The organism is Streptococcus sp. ST14, from assembly GCF_046098195.1.
Lineage (GTDB): Bacteria > Bacillota > Bacilli > Lactobacillales > Streptococcaceae > Streptococcus.
The window spans coordinates 18,173-37,014 of sequence record NZ_JBJUSF010000023.1; the positions used below are offsets into that span (position 1 = coordinate 18,173).

The window sequence follows — 18,842 nt, forward strand, 5'->3', positions numbered from 1 at the left end:
CCATTCTATCAAACTAAAAGTCAAAATATACGCTTCTACTTCGAGAGATACTTATTTAATGGTTCAGCAATTCGCTCTACCTCTGTTACAGAAATTTCATCACTATGACTTCTCATGATTTGTTATTAGTTCACTTTGAGGGGCTTGCTCATGAAACCAAACAGCGTAAGTCGTAAAAGAAAAAAGCAGTACAAGATTGAACTGCTTTTACGGATTCAGATAAAATAACTTTAAAATATAGAAGATATCTATTGACAGTAACTATAATTGATTTAAATTTATAACTTCATCTGCTTGATTCCAAATATCGGGATTATGAGTTGCAATGATGATTAGACGATTTTCATTTTTCATATCTAATAATAATTTCATAATTCCTTGTGAAGTCGTAGGAACGAGCGATGCAGTCAACTCATCCGCAAGTATTAATGGTGGATTTTTAAGAATGATTTTCGCTAAAGCAACACGTTGTGCTTCACCGCCAGACAATTCATATATCTTTTGTTCCAGATGAATATGAGTTAGACCAACTCTTGCTAATACATCTTTTTTTTAACTTATCTTTTTCTATATAATTACATTTAAGATTTACTAATCCTAAATCTAGATTAGTAGAAACATTTTCATTATCTAACAAACCAAAATTTTGAAAAAGATATCCTGATACTGTCAACAAAAAAGCTTAGAAAGGCTTAAAGCCTTATCCAAGCTGATATTTGTTCATCTAATTAATAATCTAAATAAAGGATCTACTTCACTTTCATAATACGAACTAAATTGGCTCTTTCTGCCTCCTCTAGTTTCAATTCTATATAATGAATAGTTTCCGACAAGTTTGGAATAATCGAGTATTCTAAACCATTTACACGTCTACGTGTTTTTTCTATTTCATCAGCCATTAACTGACACGTTTTTTCAACTTCTGCCAGTCTTAGTAATTTATCAATTAAACTATTCATTGTAGCAAATACATCATCCATTTCACTATTAGAAGATAAATAGCTGTATTCACTGTTCTCATTTTGAGAAGTAATATTCATATGCATTCTAGGAACTGTTACACTCATGATATTTTCTTTCTCAACAAATAATTCAATTTCTTTCGATGGAATTGAAAATAATTCCTCCACCATTTGAGAATTCTCTAATGATTTAGCAACTGCAAAGGATTTTAGATTATCAATTAGATAACTTTCTACTTCTTTCCGAAGTTGATTATTCTCACGAATCAAAGAAATAAATCGCCTCATCAATTCATCTCTTTTATCCTTTAATAACTTATGTCCACGTTCAGCTGTTTTCAAACGTTCCTTTAAGTTATTCAATTCCATACGAGTTGGTTTTACATTCAAACGTACCATAGATAATCACTCCAGTTCCGGATTAAACTTCTACCAAAGGTAAGTATTTATCAAGCAAATCATCTTTGATACGTTTTAACTCTGTTCTAGGAAGAATTGATAGTAATTCCCACCCAAGATTCAACGTATCTTCTATATTTCGATTTTTATAAAATCCTTGGTTTATGTACTCTTCTTCAAAACGCTTTGTAAACCTCACATACAATTTATCTACATCAGATAAAGCCGATTCTCCTAATACTACTGCTAACTCTTCAACCTTTTTCCCTTGGGCATAGGCTGCAAACAGTTGATTCATAGTTGGAGCATGATCTCCACGAGTTTTACCTTCTCCAGATCCCTTATCTTTTAATCGAGAGAGAGAAGGTAAAACATTGATTGGTGGACGATAACCTTGATTATACAACTCATGCGACAAAATAATTTGCCCTTCAGTAATGTATCCAGTTAAATCAGGAATTGGATGTGTTATGTCATCTTCTGGCATTGTTAAAATAGGAATCTGTGTCACCGAACCTTTTTTACCAACTAAGCGACCAGCCCTTTCGTATAGAGTTGATAAATTTGTATATAAATATCCCGGATAGCCTCGTCTCCCTGGAACTTCACGGCGAGCTGCTGAGACTTCACGTAACGCTTCACAATAGTTAGTCATATCCGTCATGATAACTAGAACGTGCATATCTTTTTCAAAAGCTAGATACTCTGCCGCAGTTAAAGCAATGCGGGGAGTTGCAATACGCTCAATTGCAGGATCATTTGCCAAGTTCATAAATAAAACCGAACGATCGATTGCTCCTGTTTTTCTGAGTTCTTCCATAAAAAACTCAGCTTCTTCAAAAGTAATACCCATTGCTGCAAATACAACCGCAAAATTTTCATCAGAATTTAAAACAGTCGCTTGTCTTGCTATCTGAGCAGCTAATTCATTATGAGGTAAGCCCGAACCTGAAAATACTGGTAATTTTTGACCACGTACAAGAGTATTCAAATGATCAATAGAGGAGATCCCTGTCTGAATAAATTCATCTGGATAATCTCTAGATACAGGATTAATAGCTTGACCATCAATATCTAAATATTTCTCTGGAATTAAATCTGGTCCACCATCAATTGGTTTTCCCATCCCATTAAAAATACGACCAACCATATCCTCAGATACAGCCAATTCTAATGCATGACCAGCAAAACGAATTTTAGACTTTTCTAAATTTATTCCACTAGATCCTTCAAAAAGCTGAACCATGGCTTTATCTTCGTGGATTTCTAAAACTTGTCCACGACGAATTTCTCCATTATGAAGTTGAATTTCAACTAACTCATTGTAAGACACATTATTTACTTGTTCAACAATCATAAGAGGCCCAACAACTTCACTAGCAGTTCTGTATTCTTTTATAACACTCATTTATAGACCTCCTGTTTCTAATATCAAATGAATTTGATGTGTAATCTCATTTGATATAATTTTGATTTCATCTAATCTATCTTCTGAAACATATTTACTTCTCGCCATACGGTCTCGAACTGCCACGGTACCTTCCATAATCTCTGTAAAGTAAGAACCCAACTCTAAAGCATGATTTGCCTGATCAGCAAAAGTTAGGATATTACTTAGCATTGCTTCTTGTTTTGCAAACGAAGTAAATGTATCTACCGAATCAAAAGCGTTCTGTTGCAAATAATCTTCTCGAATTTGTTTAGCAATTTCCATCGTTAGTCGTTCATTATCAGACAGAGAATCAATCCCAACAAGACGAACAATTTCCTCTAAACTAGATTCCCGTTGTAAGTAGTTCATCGCACGAGTTATTTTACTATTCCAATCTGTCTTCTCTTTACCATCTATATAAGTGCCCACACTGTCTTTATATAGTGAATAAGATGTAAGCCAGTTAATTGCAGGAAAATGACGTCGCTGTGCCAACGGAGCATCAAGTCCCCAAAAAACTTTCACAATCCGTAAAGTGTTTTGAGTAACTGGTTCTGAAATATCTCCACCAGGTGGCGATACAGCTCCAATAGCAGTAATCGTTCCTTCACGTTCTGGAAGTCCTAGAACCTGAGAACGTCCTGCTCTTTCATAATATTCAGCGATACGACTTCCCAGATAAGCAGGATAACCCTCATCACCAGGCATTTCTTCTAGACGTCCTGACATTTCACGTAGCGCTTCTGCCCAACGTGAAGTTGAATCAGCCATAATGGCTACAGAGTAGCCCATATCACGAAAATACTCAGCCATGGTAATTCCTGTATAAATTGAAGCCTCACGAGCAGCAACAGGCATATTTGAAGTATTAGCAATCAGAACTGTCCGTTGCATAATTGATTGTCCGGTATTAGGGTCAATCAACTCAGGAAACTCATTCAGTACATCCGTCATTTCATTTCCACGTTCTCCACAACCAACATAAATAACAATATCAACATTGGCAAATTTAGCTACTTGGTGTTGTACAACTGTCTTTCCTGCTCCAAACGGTCCAGGAACTGCTGCAGCTCCCCCTTTGGTTACTGGAAAGAATGTATCAATAACTCGTTGACCTGTGATTAATGGTTCTTCTGGAATTAAACGTTTAGAAACAGGACGCGCCTTGCGGACAGGCCATTTTTGCATAAGCGTTCCTTTATAGAAACTACCGTCCAATTTTTTTATTTCATATACAACTTCATCAATTGTAAAATCGCCAGATGAAATAGAAACGACTTCTCCAGATACTCCATAAGGAACCATAATTTTATGATTAACTACCTCGGTTTCCTTGACAGTTCCAAGAATATCACCCGTACTCACTTTTTGACCAATTGCTATAGTGGAATCAAAATGCCACTTAATATCTCTATCCAAACTTGGAACTTCTACCCCACGAACTAGAAAATCATTATGAGTAGCCAATTTAAATCGATCTAATGGGCGTTGTATGCCATCAAACATTTGAGAAATCAATCCTGGCCCTAATTCAACCGAGAGAGGTTCTCCAGTTGTAACAACAGGTTCTCCCGGACCAAGACCAGATGTTTCTTCATAGACTTGGATAGATGCCTGATCTCTTCTCATTTCAATAATTTCACCGATTAACCCTAGCTTACCTACACGGCAAATATCTTGAATATTAGCCTCCTGCATACCTGATGCAATAACTAGAGGTCCCGATACTTTTATAATCTTCCCTTGAGTCAAAGTTATTCTCCTTACTAAGTCCAAAAATTATAGAATAATATTACAGACAATTTTGTACATTATTATAAAATATTGTGTCCTACTGCTTTCTCTACATTATCCTCTATACGTTTTAATCCTAAATTTAAACCTTGTTTATGAGTCGGTAATAAAATAATAGCAGGCACAACTTGAGAATCATAATGGCGAATTGTATCTAATATCATTGAAGCAATGTCTTCAGTGATATAAATGACACCATAATCAGATTGAGCTAATTTTCTTAGAGTATTTGTAGCTTCTTGTTCTTGATAGGCAGGAAATATATCAAATCCAATCATGCTAAAGGGTAAAATAATATCATAGCTACCAATTATGCCAATTTTATACTTATTAGCTTCCATAATGCGGGCGTATCCTTTCTTTTATTGATTCAAAAGGAATTGTATTTTGAAGAGCTGATATGATCATTCTAAGATTCTTTACTTCAAACTCACATCCCAATAAATATCTAGCAAGAACTAACGGCCCATCTACATTATACCTTCCTTGATCTAAAGTTTTATACAATAGTAAATCACATAAAAATTCTAACTCAGAAGATGAAATTGTTGCGTCCTGCATCTTCAATTCGTAAGTTGAAAAGATTGAATCTAAGCTTAGATTTATTTTATTGAACCACACAAATATTTCTTGATTTTCTACAATGTATATAAATTCTTTAGCAGAAATACTTCCTTCATCTGAAAGTAATTGTAAAATATCCCCATGACTCTTATTTTGAGATAAACCACGTTTTACAGTAATAATATTATAAAAGTCAATCATTGTAACAATAACCTGAGACAGCACCCCACCTAACTCATTAGATAAAAGTTTCAGATGTTTAAAATATGCTAGATCAGCTCCGACATCAAGTACACGAATATTATTAAAAGTTTCATACTCATTCCAAATTGATTCTACTTCATGAACCATAAAATCAGGAAGTGTATCTGAATGTAAGGAAGAAACTAAATGTTTTAAACTTTCTATATCAAAAATCCCTATTGGAATTAATAATTTAGAAAAATCTTTCTTAATTGCCGCCTTAGATTTTAATAAAACTTTGATATTATGATAAACATATCGTAAAGCAAATAAAGTCACAATTTTATCAGACGGACTTTCAGCATAGGCCCATCTATAATCATTGACTAATTTTGTCATTAGCGAAATCTCTGTCTGACTAGGATTTTCTAAAACGTCAATCGATAAATGATAGGGAGTTGCTTCTAAGATAAATGCCAATGTCTCCGTATCTTTGGATTGTATAATTTTTTGAAATTTTTCTTCTGTAATAAAATCGTTTTCTTTTACCGAAATCGTCGTATTTATTTTTGAAAAAAGATTAGTATCCATAAAATACCTTTCTAATTTTATTGGAATACTCCAAATTTCTAAGAAGGATTAACCAATTTCATCCTTAATTGATAAAAATTTGATTTGCGATACTTGAACTTTCTTCCTTAGAAATCGAACCAATTAATGTTTTATACAAATAGTTATCATCAATTTTACCTATTGAAATAAGTAAGCCTGATTCATTTGAGATAGGCTGTTCACTAAATAAATGATTTGGAAAAGAGAATTTCAATTTCTCTAATTGTTCCAAATTGAATTTAGCTAAAGTCCGCTCCCCAAAAGTTACTATGACCTCTTGTTGTGAATATCGTTCCAGAATTCGATAGATGAACTCCATTTCTTTATCTGCATTCCAAGATTCCATTTCTATTAAAGCAGATTGAAAAAGTTCTTTTAATATTTTCTGTTTTGATACTAACGTTGATTGGCGTTCCTTATTTTTTAATTGTTGAAAAATTATTTGATATTTCTGCTGTAAATCTTTTAACTTTCGTTCATGTTCAGCTTCTTTTTTCTTTACAATGACCGACTTTTGCATTTCAAATTCATCATCAATCTTCTTTTTGGAATCCAATAATTTCATACGCCCTTTTTCATGAGCTTGTTCAATAACAGATTCTCGTAAGTTTTCTAAATTGCTCATTTAGACACCTCCTTTGAATAGCAAATTAATTTCTTATACACGAAGGGTCAAAATGAATGATACGACAAAGGCAAGAATTGCATAGGTTTCTACCATGGCAGCCAAAATTGCTCCCTTCATGAATTCTTTTGGTCTTTTAGCCAAGATTTGCATTCCCGCTACTGCTACATTTCCTTGATGCTTAGCCGAAAAGTATCCTACAATAGCAATTGGAAGAGCTACAAAGAAATAAGCAACGCCTTTTTCCAAAGGAAGTTCTGGAGTTAATTGCAACCAAATCAAAATTCCAATAACAAAACCATATAATCCTTGTGTTCCGGGCAGTAGTTGCAATATCAAAGCTGAGGCAAATTTTTCTGGCTGTTCTTTCAGTAAAGCTGCGGCAGATTGCCCAGCCTTACCAACTCCATAAGCAGACCCCATACCGCTTAATCCAACCGCCAATACAATTCCCAATGCAGCGAAGAAAGCTCCTCCATAGGTTGAAAAATAAGTTGCTAAATGTTCCATTATATATATCCTCCATTAATTCTTTGTAATAACCTTAATATATTTCTCAGAAGCCTTCAAAGGTTGAAATGGTTTTCCTCCACCCTCATAAAACTTACCAAAAAATTCAACAAATATCAGACGTGCTCCATGAACATATCCTGATAGTAACGATAGAAAAATATTGATCGCATGTAAAAGAATGAATAATACTAATCCAATTGTCAGTTTAGCCAATGTCCCCGGAAACAAACCAACAATTAAATTGAAAGCTGATGCTATACTTGCTCCAGATAATCCTAATGCCATCAATCGAGTGAAACTAACTAAATCACCTATATAAGATGAAATATTATATAGATTAAACAATCCTGATCCAATACCTGACAAGCTTTTGGCTTGAATAATAGAAACAATCAAAATCCCCACAGCATTAAAAATAGATACCCATTTCCCTAATACAAATAACGGTCTAATATCAGGCATCAACATTCCGACAGCAATAAATAACAAGCCAAGCAGAATAACACACCACGCAAATCCTGAATTATATGCTTCTGCATATTTCTTCATTCTTACTTTTTGTAGTCCTGAAGCTAACAAACCTACAAATACTGTAATAAATCCAAACACAACTGACACTACTAATATAGTCATGACATCCGAGGTTGTAGATATCAGATGAAATGGCAACTCATATCCAAAAAATGAGCCATAGATTCCACCCCAAATTGCAACGGCTACCCCTAATATATTAAAGAATTTTAAAAATCTCTTAGTTACTGAAGGTAGATGAAAAATTTTTAATGCTAACATTGTTCCTAAAAACAATAGTAAACCATAGCCTAAATCAGCAACCATCATTCCAAAAAATGTAAAGTAAAATGGTGCTAATACAGGTGTAGGATCTTTCTCATAATATTTGGGCAGAGCATACATTTCTGTCAATAATTCAAATGGTTCAATTAAAGAGTGATTCGTTAATTTGATAGGTATTTCATCTTGATTATCCGACAATGTTTCCGATTCATAAATATAAATAGAATGTCCAAAACGCTCATCCATAACTTTTATAAAATATAAAATACGAGTTTCTTCTATCCATCCTTCTAATGCAACTAGATGCGGAGTGCTCAAAAGGTTATTCTTAGAGATTTGACGAGCATAGAAAGATAAAATATAGTCAATTTGCCATTGTAAATCTATCAAATTTTTCTTTGAATCTTGCAACGATGCGATAATATTCTCTTTTTCAGTTATTAACTGCATGTTTTCTTGATCCAAATCTACTACTCGCTGCTTCGGTAATTCTTTTCTATAATAATCAAATGGTTCAAATAAGTATTCATCAAAATCAATAGAGCAACTGGACTGATAGAAAACAACAACACCGTACTCTCTATCATTAGAAAATATTTCTTGAACTTCAATATTGTTTTCTAAAAAATTATTGTATAAGCTATTATCTACAGTCCTTGGTATTGTTCCGACTTTTCCTCTACAGAAAGAAAATTGTTCTAAATGCGCAGGAACAATTTCTAATTTTTCCCACTTTATTAATCTCTCTATTTCCTCATTATTACTTTGAATGTTTCTTTCTAATTCATGAACTCTGTTTATTTGATCATTCACTTTTTTAAGAACACCTTCAGCAACATTAGCTTTACCAAATTTTTCTAATTCTTCATAAGAGGTTGTTATCGGAGGTTGCTGTAATAACTTAAACGTGTTTTCTTTCGGTAGGTATTCTTGTAATTTCTCTACAGTTGCTTCCAAATGTTGTTGTTTATTCATCAAATAAGTCAAGGCATCATTTCCTTCAATAACCCCATGATTGGAATTAGAAGTATGAGAAATTTGAATAGTTGGAAATACAACCTCATCTTTTTCTAGAGCTTCTGACCAGTTATCCTGAACCTTTAAATCACGGAACTGCACTGACTCTAGTTCCTGAATAGTTTTTAAAACATCATCAAGACTACTCTTAGTAAATAGTAGAGAAATTCTTTTCATCTGACTAATAGCCATATTTTTCTACCACCCTACCAATAATTTTTTCTACAAATTCTCCTCTCCTACTTGATGAAATATACTGAATCTTTGCATCATTTTCCTTGATTGTTTTATTAACCTCATCAATGAGGTTCTGTTGTTTCATTTCTAAATTGCTTTCTATTGAAATTAATTCTTCGTGACTTTTTTCATCATAACTTTTTTCTAGTTTTTCCAATTCTTTTTGGGAGACAGCTTTATACGTATAAATCTCATTATCATATGATTTTATAATATCGGTTGCAACATTCTCAATATCTTGCATTGTCGAAAATACAGAGTTAGTCATTGTGACACCTCCTTATCTTTCACACTATTTATTAGAAATTCTATCTAAGAAATTTTTTACAGCTCCTATACGACCAGCTTCATTTCCTAATGTAGCTGCCACAACATTATTAGGCAAAAACCTATTATCCATTACATTTTTAGCTAAAGAACTTTGAATTTCAGGTAACAAAATATCCTTTTTAGCCAGAATCCCACCTCCTAATATGAGAATTTCTGGATTAAGTAGATAAGAAATAGTTAATAAACCTTTTGTTAGATTTTCTACAAAAATTTCAAAAGTTTCTTTAGCGACTTTATCTCCAGAACTTAAATCAGTAAAGAAAGTACGTCCAGTTTGATTAGTTTTCAAGCTCTTCTTTTGATATAAATGAATCAATGCGGTTGTTGAGGCTTTGCTTTGCCAATCCGAATTACCTACAGGAATATAGCCTACTTCACCAGCAGTATAGTTAAATCCGTTAACAATTTTTCCATTGACAATAATACTGCCTCCTATACCTGTTCCAATAGTAACCATTACTACATTTTTCTTATCTTTGGCTTGTCCCATCCACAATTCACCTAATGCAGCACAATTAACATCATTTTCAACAAAAGTAGACAACCCAAAACGTTTTTCTATTTCGGAAGTAAAGTTTACTCCGATATACCCTGGTATTGTATAGCCTGCATAGATGATTTCTCCTGTATTAGCATTAACAACTCCAGCAGTGGAAATCCCAACACCATCAATTGAATAATTTAAAATATACTCACCAATTAAATCACAGACCTGATTTAATATCTGGTTCGTTCCCAAATCATAGTCAATAATTGTTTCTATTTCTTTGAACTGATTTAAACTCGTTCCCAAATCATCGTATAAATCAGCCTTAATTGTTGTTCCGCCAATATCGATCCCTATAATCTTCATTTCATCACTCCCACATTTTTGATCTCATTACTTTTTGATAAAAAATGGGACTGGGCATTATCCCAGTCCCATCTCTATTTCTTTATTCAATGAGTTGTATCACAGAACTTTAGAAATTATATAATGACAAGAATTTACTATTCTGTTTTACAATAGTTAAGCATTTGTGATTTCTGAAAGACTTACTTTTCGATCTTCTTTAACTGATAAAGTACATGCATCAGCGGTAGCGATTGATTCTAAAGCAGCTACACCATTGAGAAGTTTTTCATATTCTTCTGTAATTTCTCCACCTTTAATGATGTCATGTAGATATTCCATTTCTTTATCAATACATGTTTGTAACCATAATGGGCAACGTACTCCTGGTTTACCGTACGCAATTGCTCCATCCATACCACGACCGGTATAGATAGCTGTACGGTCATCATCTTCCTCTTGAGTTTCATGTACTAAGAAGTGTGATTCTCCTTCACCTTTAACACGAAGAGTACCTCCAGTATTGAACAAGTCAAGTTTGATAGCTCCTTCAGTTCCTTGAATCAAGACGTAGTGTTCACCCCAACGGAAAGCATTACCATATTCCAAAACAGCATAACGATCATCAGAGTATTCTAGGTTTACAATGAGCATATCATCTTCATCACCAAAGTTTTCACCTTTATGATATACATTACCTCCTACCATTGTCGCTTTTTCAGGAAGTCCTCCCATGATGAACTGAATGCAATCTAATTCATGAATATGGTGGTACAAATGTCCTCCAGATTGAGAACGAAGTTTCTTCCATGATACAGTTGGTTGTTGTTCTTCCCAACCTGTACGAGCGGCATGGCAATAAAGAACTTTACCGATTTTACCTTGAGTAATCAATTCTTTAGCATGGTGTACACCATTAAAGAAGTTCATGATGTGACCAGCCATAAAGATAACATTATTTTCTTTACATGCGTCAACCATGGCTTTACAATCTTCATAAGACAATGCAATTGGCTTTTCACAAAATACGTGTTTGCCATGTTGAGCAGCTTTCACAACAGGTTCACGGTGAAGGTAGCTAGGTGAAGCTACGATCACACAATCAATATCTTCACGTGCTACAAGTTCATCTAAACTTGCACAAACATCTGATCCCAACTCTTGAGCAACTTCTTCTCCATGATTTGGGTCAAATACCGCAACCACTTTTGCATCTTCAATTTTGTTCATTGAGCGAGCCAAATCAGCTCCAAAATATCCAGCTCCAACAATACCGTAATTTACCATAATTTTTATCCTCTTTCTATATATTTTTAAATTTCAGATTTAATTCTTTTTCAAATCTTCAATCTTAAATGTTATATATGGTACAACATTTTTCATATGAAGTTCATTACGAGACCATGAATCAAATTTTTCAAACATCAATCCAATTTCATGATTTGGTAACTCTGTCAATGTTGAATATGAGTATCCATAGTTACTATAATCAACATCGTGATGATAACGCCAATCAATTGTATTATCATCGTTAATTAAACCAATAGAAATTTGTCCGTGTTTACGACCATTTGTGGAGTTTGGAGTACTTAAAATGACAGCCTTTTTACCATCAATCAATTGACTATAATTGATGATTGATAGTTGTGTTCCATAACTTGGATTTGAAACAAAGTTCAAATATTCCGGCGCACTCCAAGTAGTACCTGCGTCTTTACTTGTTAAATATGCAATTTTACCATTATTTGTACGCATGTATGCTTGAATTACTCCTGGACTCAATTCTACAAATTGTGCTTCTGCTGACCAACTAGAAGGAAGTGGCACAACTTTAACTTTCCAAGACGCTCCATTATCGTCACTATAAATGAATGCAGACTCTTTACCAGTGTAAGACGGAATAAGAATACGTCCAGTTGAGCTTTCAATGATTCCACGTCCAGGACCCAAATAAGGCGCATTACGATTAAGTCCCATTATTGGAGGTAATAATGTTGGTGCAGACCAAGATTCACCATGATCATTGCTAGAAATATATGCAATATAGTTCGTTGGCACTACTTTGAATAATGCATCTTTGTAGAAGATATTCATATGGACTTGAGTCCCATTACGATATTCAGTCTTTTTATTATTTTCAAATGAAACCGAATATTGCTCTACCGTCAAATAATTACCATTTTGTTTAATACCGAATTTTTTATCTACTGAAAATTCAGTTGGTCTGTTGGTACGATCGTCGTATACAGTACCATTCTCACGAATAGTATAATTATAATCAGTATCACCTTGTTTCTTTAATTTAAGGTAATAATTACCATCAATTTGTTTATAACCTGAATCTTTTCTAGTAGCTTCTCTAAAACTTACTCCAGCAGGCATAACATCAGCAAACATGAGTACTTGTTTATTATTTTTTTCAACAATAACAGAGTCAATATAGGTTGCACCACCGCTGATTTGTAAGTCACGTCCACCAACTTCACGAGGCCATTCTAATGGTACTGGCGCAAAATCATCGAATGCCAATGTTAATTTTGGTTTAGTCCATGTCTTACCATTATCATCACTATAACTTGTAGCAATATTAATTTTATTCAAGAAATCATGAGTTCCACCGTAACGAGCGTCAATGCTTGAAAAAACCCGACCATTGCTAAAAGTATACAAAACTGGAATACGGAAATAGTTAGAACCTGTTGTATCATTAGCCGTATAAATTAAATGTCCAGTAACAGCGTTTGTTGTCATCTTTTTAACAGTTTCTTCATCCAATGCACTATTAAAGAATTTGATATTTTCTAGTGTTCCGTTAAAACCAAACGCCGTTTTTCCTGCACGTTTCACTCCCCCAAGCATATAGTAATCAATACCTTTAATATCCTTGATGCTTAGGAAGTTATCCACTTTCTTTTCTACTACTTTTGTACCATTTGCATATAAAGAATATGTTTTTTTGACTGAATCTGCTACTACTGCAACAGTGTTAGTCACAGCCTCTTGTTTGTACTTACCCCAAACTGAAGCAGGTCTGGATACTAGGTGATTTTTATTGGAAGAAGTATCACGCGCTTCCATTCCCAATTCACCATTGTCTCTAAGGAACACATCTACATAACTATTTTGTTGACCGGGTTTAGAATTAGATATTCCAAACAGAGCTTGTAAACCTTTCTCACTAGACTGATTGTACTTAATAACTGCAGTAAAGTCACCGCTAGTAAATTTATCCTTTAACTCATTAGTGACATTTTCTCCGCCCCCTGTTAAAGTAACATTATTTTTTTCTAAGACAGGAGTTTCTTCCGCTGTAGAAGATCGATCCTTAACAGTAGTTTCGACTGTTCGAGGTTGTACAGTAACTTCCGAAGAATTATCCGATTTAGGTTGTACTCCCGAAATCGCATCCTCTGTAGAAGATTGATCCTTAACAGTAGTTTCAACTGTTCGAGGTTGTACAGTAACTTCCGAAGAGTTACCCGATTTATGTTGTACTTCCGAAATCGAAGTCTTTGGTGCAACAGGTTGCACCAACTCTGGTGTTGATACTTCAGAAGTTTCAGTCTCCTGAGCTGCAACTGAGTTAGCAACAAATGCTGATAATACCACTACAGTACCTAAGGTTACATATTGTTTAATATTTTTTTTCATTTTATTTTTCCTCATTTAAAACTTTGATAACAAGTTTTTTAACAGTTTCATCATTGCAACGAATCTTTGGTTGGTGAAGATCTTCTTCAAAAGTCACCAACATATTCCCTGGAAGCAATTCAACAATTTGATAGTCTTTGCTATCGTAAAAAGCAATATCCTTCTCTTCGCTAAAAGGTACACGTGACTGAGCACGAACTGGGGAAGTTACTGCCATTTTTTCTGTATTTTCAACAACAATATGAATATCTAAATATTTCTTATGAGTTTCAAAAATATCTCCTGGAACTCCATCAGCTAGATAAGTCATACAATTTGCAAAAACATTTTTCCCGTCAATATCAATTTTTCCATCAACTAAATCTGTCAAATTTGTATTTTCTAAAAAATCACAGACTTTTGAAAAATGTTTATTGACAAAAGCATATCGTCTAAAATCAGATTGTTCAGAAATAATCATATTATTTTCTCTTTTCTATTAGTGACTAGTGACGAACTTCCCAACTTGAATCCGCTTTAATTTCTGAAATATCATGAATCGTTGTATATTTGGGTGCAGATACTTTATTTTCAGTAAGAACAGATACAATATAACCTGAAACTACTGATACAGAAATTGAAATCAATGAATATGCCCAGTAGCTAACAGCTGTTGGAGGAAGGAAGTATTTAATAAATACCATAACGATGGTTGATACAATCAGCGCTGCATAAGCACCTTGTTTATTTGCTTTTTTAGAAACAAAACCAAGAATGAATACACCACCAAGTAGACCAAGTACAAGTCCCATGAAACTATTGAACCATTCGTATGCAGATTTAATATCTGAATGAGCCATGATAATGGAAACAACAATTGAGAATAAACCTACTGCTAGAGATACGAATTGTGCAATTTTCGTACGACGATCGTCTGACATATTTTTAGAAATGACATCTTGAATATCCAATGTCCATGAACTTGCAACAGAGTTCAAACCTGTTGAAATAGTTGATTGAGCTGCTGCATAAATCGCTGCCAAGATCAAACCTGTGACACCTACTGGTAACTGGTATGCAATAAAGTACATAAAGATTTGGTCTTGAGGGATATTGCTAGCTGCACTGCCTGCATTTTGTACTTGATAGAATACGTACAAGCCTGTACCGATCAAGTAAAAGACTGTTGCAGTAGCAAGTGACAAGACACCATTTGTGAACAACATTTTATTAAGTTTCTTAATATTTTGTGTTGTAGTAAAACGTTGAACCAAATCTTGAGATGAAGCATAGGAAGATAAGATTGTAAAGCCTGAACCCATCACAATTAAGAAGATGGAGTTTGAAAGCAAGTTAGGATCGAAAAGTTTTTCATTTGCAGCAAGGAATTTCCCGTTTGCTAATGTTTCTGCTACTGCACCAAAGCCACCTTTAATATTAGCCATCAGTACAAATAAAGCTACAACGACACCACTAATCAGAACCACACCTTGAATAAAGTCTGTCCATAATACGGATTTTAGACCACCAGTATAAGAATAAACAATTGCAATTGCACCCATCAAAATAATCAAAATATTGATGTCAATTCCTGTCAATACTGATAAACCAGCTGATGGGAGGTACATAATGATAGACATACGTCCCAATTGATAAATAATAAACAAGAGTGCTGAAATAATACGAAGTGCTTTAGAATTAAAACGTTTATCCAAGTAATCATATGCCGTATCGATGTCTATCCGTGCAAAGATAGGTAAGATAAAACGAATTGTCAGTGGAATTGCTACAACCATCCCTAATTGAGCAAACCATAAAATCCAGCTACCTGCATAAGAGTTACCAGCGAGTCCCAAGAAGGAAATCGGACTGAGCATTGTGGCAAAAATGGATACCGAAGTAACATACCAAGGAACCGAACCATCTCCTTTAAAGAACTCTTTTCCTTTCATCTCTTTTTTAGAGAAATAGATACCCGCAACCAACACCGCAAGTAAATAAACAATCAAGATAATTAAGTCAATTATTGTAAATCCTGTTGTACTCATAACATATCTCCATATTGATATTATTTATTATAAAAATTCTTTTCGTGCTTGTTGAATAAGTACTGCTGCTTGTTTTGCAACTTCCAAGTCACCTTCTGCCAATGCTTCTAAGGGTTGACGAACAGAACCTAAATCAAGTTTTTCATTTAGACGCAAAACCTCTTTTGCTACAGCATACATATTTGCCTTACCTGATACCATCTTATAGATAACTTCATTGATAGCATATTGAAGTTTTTTAGCAGTATCTAAATCTCGTTCTTGAATCAAACTTTCCAATTTCAAGAACAAATCTGGCATAACGCCATAAGTACCACCAATACCAGCTTCTGCTCCCATCAAGCGACCACCAAGATATTGTTCATCTGGACCATTGAATACAATGTAATCTTCTCCACCTGCAGCTACAAACATTTGAATATCTTGTACAGGCATAGAAGAATTTTTAACTCCAATCACACGAGGATTTTGACGCATTGTTGCATACAAACTACCAGTCAATGCAACCCCTGCCAATTGTGGAATATTATAAATGATAAAATCTGTATTTGGCGCAGCTTCACTCATTGCATTCCAATATGCTGCGATTGAATATTCTGGCAATTTGAAGTAAATAGGTGGGATAGCAGCAATAGCATCGACTCCAACACTTTCTGAATGTTTTGCCAATTCAATACTATCTTTCGTGTTATTACATGCAACATGGTTGATAACTGTTAATTTACCTTTGGCAACTTCCATAACAGCTTCAATAATTTGTTTACGATCTTCTACACTTTGGTAAATACATTCACCTGAAGAACCATTTACATAGATACCTTTTACACCTTTGTCAATGAAATATTGCACCAGAGATTTTACACGTTCTTGGCTAATTTCACCATTTTCATCATAGCAAGCATAAAATGCAGGAATAACGCCTTTGTATTTAGTTAAATCTTTCATCAGATTTCTCCTTTATATTGTTTTTTATTTGATGACATTAATAAATCGCTGAGCAATTTCTTTTGGACGTGTAATCGCTCCACCAATGACAACACTGGTAACACCTAAACTATAAGCTTTTTTTAATTGTTCTGGATAATGAATTTTTCCTTCGGCAATTACCGGAATATTAAAATCAGCCAATTTTTTCATTAGTTCAAAATCAGGCTCATCTGATTGTACACTTGTACTTGTGTACCCTGATAATGTTGTACCAACAAAATCAACGCCTGATTTAAATGCATAGAGACCTTCATCAAAATTACTTACATCCGCCATCAACAATTGATTAGGATATTTTTCTTTTATTTTTTTGATAAATTCACTGACAACTAAGCCATCATATCTTGGTCTTAAAGTTGCATCAAATGCAATGACTGTTGTTCCGCATTCTACAAGTTCATCTACTTCTTTCATCGTAGCAGTAATATATGGTTCTTGAGGTGGATAATCTCTTTTGATAATTCCAATTATTGGTAAATCTACTACTTTCTGAATTGCTTTAATATCACGCACAGAATTTGCGCGAATGCCCACTGCTCCTGCCTCTAAAGCTGCTTTAGCCATAAAAGGCATCAAGCTAAATTCTTCATTATAAAGGGGTTCACCGGGTAAAGCTTGACAAGAAACAATGACTCCACCATGGACTTGACTTATAAATTTTTCTTTAGTCCAAATTTGGCTCATTTTATTATTCCTCCTTATGGATAATAGTTTGATTGTAATAATATTGTCTCTCTGGACTTTCCAGATAATGAGAGAATAAGCAGTCTGTAATTAAAAGTATTGGAAACTGAGGTGATATGCGATTGCCATACGAGAGATGATTGATCGAAGCTAATAACAATAATTCATCAAAGAAACAATCTTCTTCGTCAAAATTTCTTGTAGTCATTAAAACTGTTTTAGCGCCTTTATCCGCAGCTTTTTGAAGACCTTCTAGTACAATATCAGTTTGACCTGAAATAGATGCTCCAATGACGAGGCAATTTTCATTAAGTAATAAGCTATTCCACAAAATCATATCCTCGTCTGATAATACTTCACCAATGACTCCGAGACGCATAAATCTCATCTTCATTTCTTGTAAAGCAAGAAATGAACTTCCTTCACCATAAAGATATACACGCTCAGCAGTTTCTATCATCTCAGCAATACGCTCAAGTTGAACTTCATCAAGAACCGTGTAAGTTTTTCTCAACATTTCTTCATAGTCGGATAAAACTTTTTCTGTAGCCTCTGTATACAATGCTAACTTTTCTTTCTCACGAATCATCTCTTGGTATTTGAAAATGAATTGTCTAAAACCTTTAAAACCACATTTTTTCGCAAATCGAGTCAATGTTGCTTTGGATACATTAAGGCATTCGCACAATGCCTCACATGAATAATTATTAAGAGGTTGCTGTTTTAAGAAGAATTTAGCAATGTCTTTTTCAGCATATGCCATATTTGGTAAGTTAGCTTCTATCATTGGAATTAGTTCTTTTTGTAGTAACATATGAGCTCCTTTGTTAAAGTAAACGTTTACATTCTTTATTCTAGCACTTATTTTTTTTTTTTTCAATATTTTTCATGATTTAGAAACTAGTTTCCAATTTCTTTCATTTCATAACAGAACAACAAATATAAAGATATAACATTTTTTATTCTTTTTATTTGTATTTTATGCCTTGTAAGAACATTTGTCGACGTCGATATGCTCATATATACATGTTTTATTAATTTTTATTTTGATTTTATTATTTCTTTCGGAATTTCTATACAACATTTTATTTCTAAAAAAATAGAAAAAATGTAGTAAATGTAGTCAAGTCCAGACTCCTGTGTAAAATGCTATACAATGTTTTTACCATTTCTACTTATCAAAATTGATGTATTTTCT

General features: G+C 33.9%; 17 protein-coding genes and 1 pseudogene. All 18 read right to left on the bottom strand.

From position 1 onward, the window contains the following. Window positions 1-261: 261 nt before the first annotated feature. Window positions 262-661, bottom strand: a pseudogene (locus tag ACIY19_RS07865) (ATP-binding cassette domain-containing protein); the annotation flags it as partial. 88 nt (window positions 662-749) lie between these two features. Continuing rightward, window positions 750-1,361 (bottom strand): V-type ATP synthase subunit D, encoded by a 612-nt coding sequence (locus ACIY19_RS07870; RefSeq protein ID WP_049522121.1) that lies wholly within the window; start codon window positions 1,359-1,361, stop codon window positions 750-752. Between the two features lie 22 nt (window positions 1,362-1,383). Beyond that, window positions 1,384-2,769: a V-type ATP synthase subunit B gene (locus ACIY19_RS07875; protein WP_000111248.1), complete on the bottom strand. Its 1,386-nt coding sequence runs from the start codon at window positions 2,767-2,769 to the stop codon at window positions 1,384-1,386. Beyond that, a complete protein-coding gene (locus ACIY19_RS07880; protein WP_024058020.1) occupies window positions 2,770-4,545 on the bottom strand; it encodes a V-type ATP synthase subunit A in 1,776 nt (591 codons plus the stop codon). 62 nt (window positions 4,546-4,607) lie between these two features. Further along, window positions 4,608-4,928, bottom strand: a complete 321-nt coding sequence (locus ACIY19_RS07885) for a V-type ATP synthase subunit F (RefSeq protein ID WP_045611598.1) — start codon at window positions 4,926-4,928, stop codon at window positions 4,608-4,610. After that, window positions 4,918-5,925 (bottom strand): V-type ATPase subunit, encoded by a 1,008-nt coding sequence (locus tag ACIY19_RS07890; RefSeq protein WP_409003123.1) that lies wholly within the window; start codon window positions 5,923-5,925, stop codon window positions 4,918-4,920. Before ACIY19_RS07890 ends, ACIY19_RS07885 begins: the two co-directional genes overlap by 11 nt. Window positions 5,926-5,989: 64 nt before the next feature. Beyond that, window positions 5,990-6,571 (bottom strand): hypothetical protein, encoded by a 582-nt coding sequence (locus ACIY19_RS07895; RefSeq protein WP_049522118.1) that lies wholly within the window; start codon window positions 6,569-6,571, stop codon window positions 5,990-5,992. A 33-nt stretch (window positions 6,572-6,604) separates the two neighbouring features. Continuing rightward, window positions 6,605-7,081: a V-type ATP synthase subunit K gene (locus ACIY19_RS07900; protein WP_000400484.1), complete on the bottom strand. Its 477-nt coding sequence runs from the start codon at window positions 7,079-7,081 to the stop codon at window positions 6,605-6,607. A gap of 15 nt (window positions 7,082-7,096) precedes the next feature. Continuing rightward, window positions 7,097-9,088: a V-type ATP synthase subunit I gene (locus ACIY19_RS07905; protein ID WP_409003124.1), complete on the bottom strand. Its 1,992-nt coding sequence runs from the start codon at window positions 9,086-9,088 to the stop codon at window positions 7,097-7,099. Further along, a complete protein-coding gene (locus ACIY19_RS07910; RefSeq protein WP_000185368.1) occupies window positions 9,078-9,401 on the bottom strand; it encodes a hypothetical protein in 324 nt (107 codons plus the stop codon). Before ACIY19_RS07910 ends, ACIY19_RS07905 begins: the two co-directional genes overlap by 11 nt. Before the next feature lie 24 nt (window positions 9,402-9,425). Then, window positions 9,426-10,316, bottom strand: a complete 891-nt coding sequence (locus tag ACIY19_RS07915) for an ROK family protein (RefSeq protein ID WP_409003125.1) — start codon at window positions 10,314-10,316, stop codon at window positions 9,426-9,428. Window positions 10,317-10,472: 156 nt separating this feature from the next. After that, a complete protein-coding gene (locus ACIY19_RS07920; RefSeq protein ID WP_000248712.1) occupies window positions 10,473-11,582 on the bottom strand; it encodes a Gfo/Idh/MocA family protein in 1,110 nt (369 codons plus the stop codon). Between the two features lie 39 nt (window positions 11,583-11,621). Continuing rightward, a complete protein-coding gene (locus tag ACIY19_RS07925; protein WP_409003126.1) occupies window positions 11,622-13,946 on the bottom strand; it encodes a sialidase domain-containing protein in 2,325 nt (774 codons plus the stop codon). A gap of 1 nt (window position 13,947) precedes the next feature. Continuing rightward, entirely contained in the window at window positions 13,948-14,406 is a 459-nt protein-coding gene (locus ACIY19_RS07930) for a YhcH/YjgK/YiaL family protein (RefSeq protein ID WP_409003127.1), read from the bottom strand. A gap of 25 nt (window positions 14,407-14,431) precedes the next feature. After that, window positions 14,432-15,973, bottom strand: coding sequence for a sodium:solute symporter (locus ACIY19_RS07935; protein WP_409003128.1), 1,542 nt, complete (start codon window positions 15,971-15,973; stop codon window positions 14,432-14,434). Window positions 15,974-16,000: 27 nt separating this feature from the next. Further along, window positions 16,001-16,918: an N-acetylneuraminate lyase gene (locus tag ACIY19_RS07940; protein WP_024058029.1), complete on the bottom strand. Its 918-nt coding sequence runs from the start codon at window positions 16,916-16,918 to the stop codon at window positions 16,001-16,003. Between the two features lie 24 nt (window positions 16,919-16,942). Then, the gene (locus tag ACIY19_RS07945) at window positions 16,943-17,644 is read right to left on the bottom strand and encodes an N-acetylmannosamine-6-phosphate 2-epimerase (RefSeq protein ID WP_024058030.1); all 702 of its coding nucleotides are present in this window, start codon (window positions 17,642-17,644) and stop codon (window positions 16,943-16,945) included. A gap of 4 nt (window positions 17,645-17,648) precedes the next feature. After that, window positions 17,649-18,458: a MurR/RpiR family transcriptional regulator gene (locus tag ACIY19_RS07950; RefSeq protein WP_409003129.1), complete on the bottom strand. Its 810-nt coding sequence runs from the start codon at window positions 18,456-18,458 to the stop codon at window positions 17,649-17,651. Window positions 18,459-18,842 lie beyond the last annotated feature (384 nt).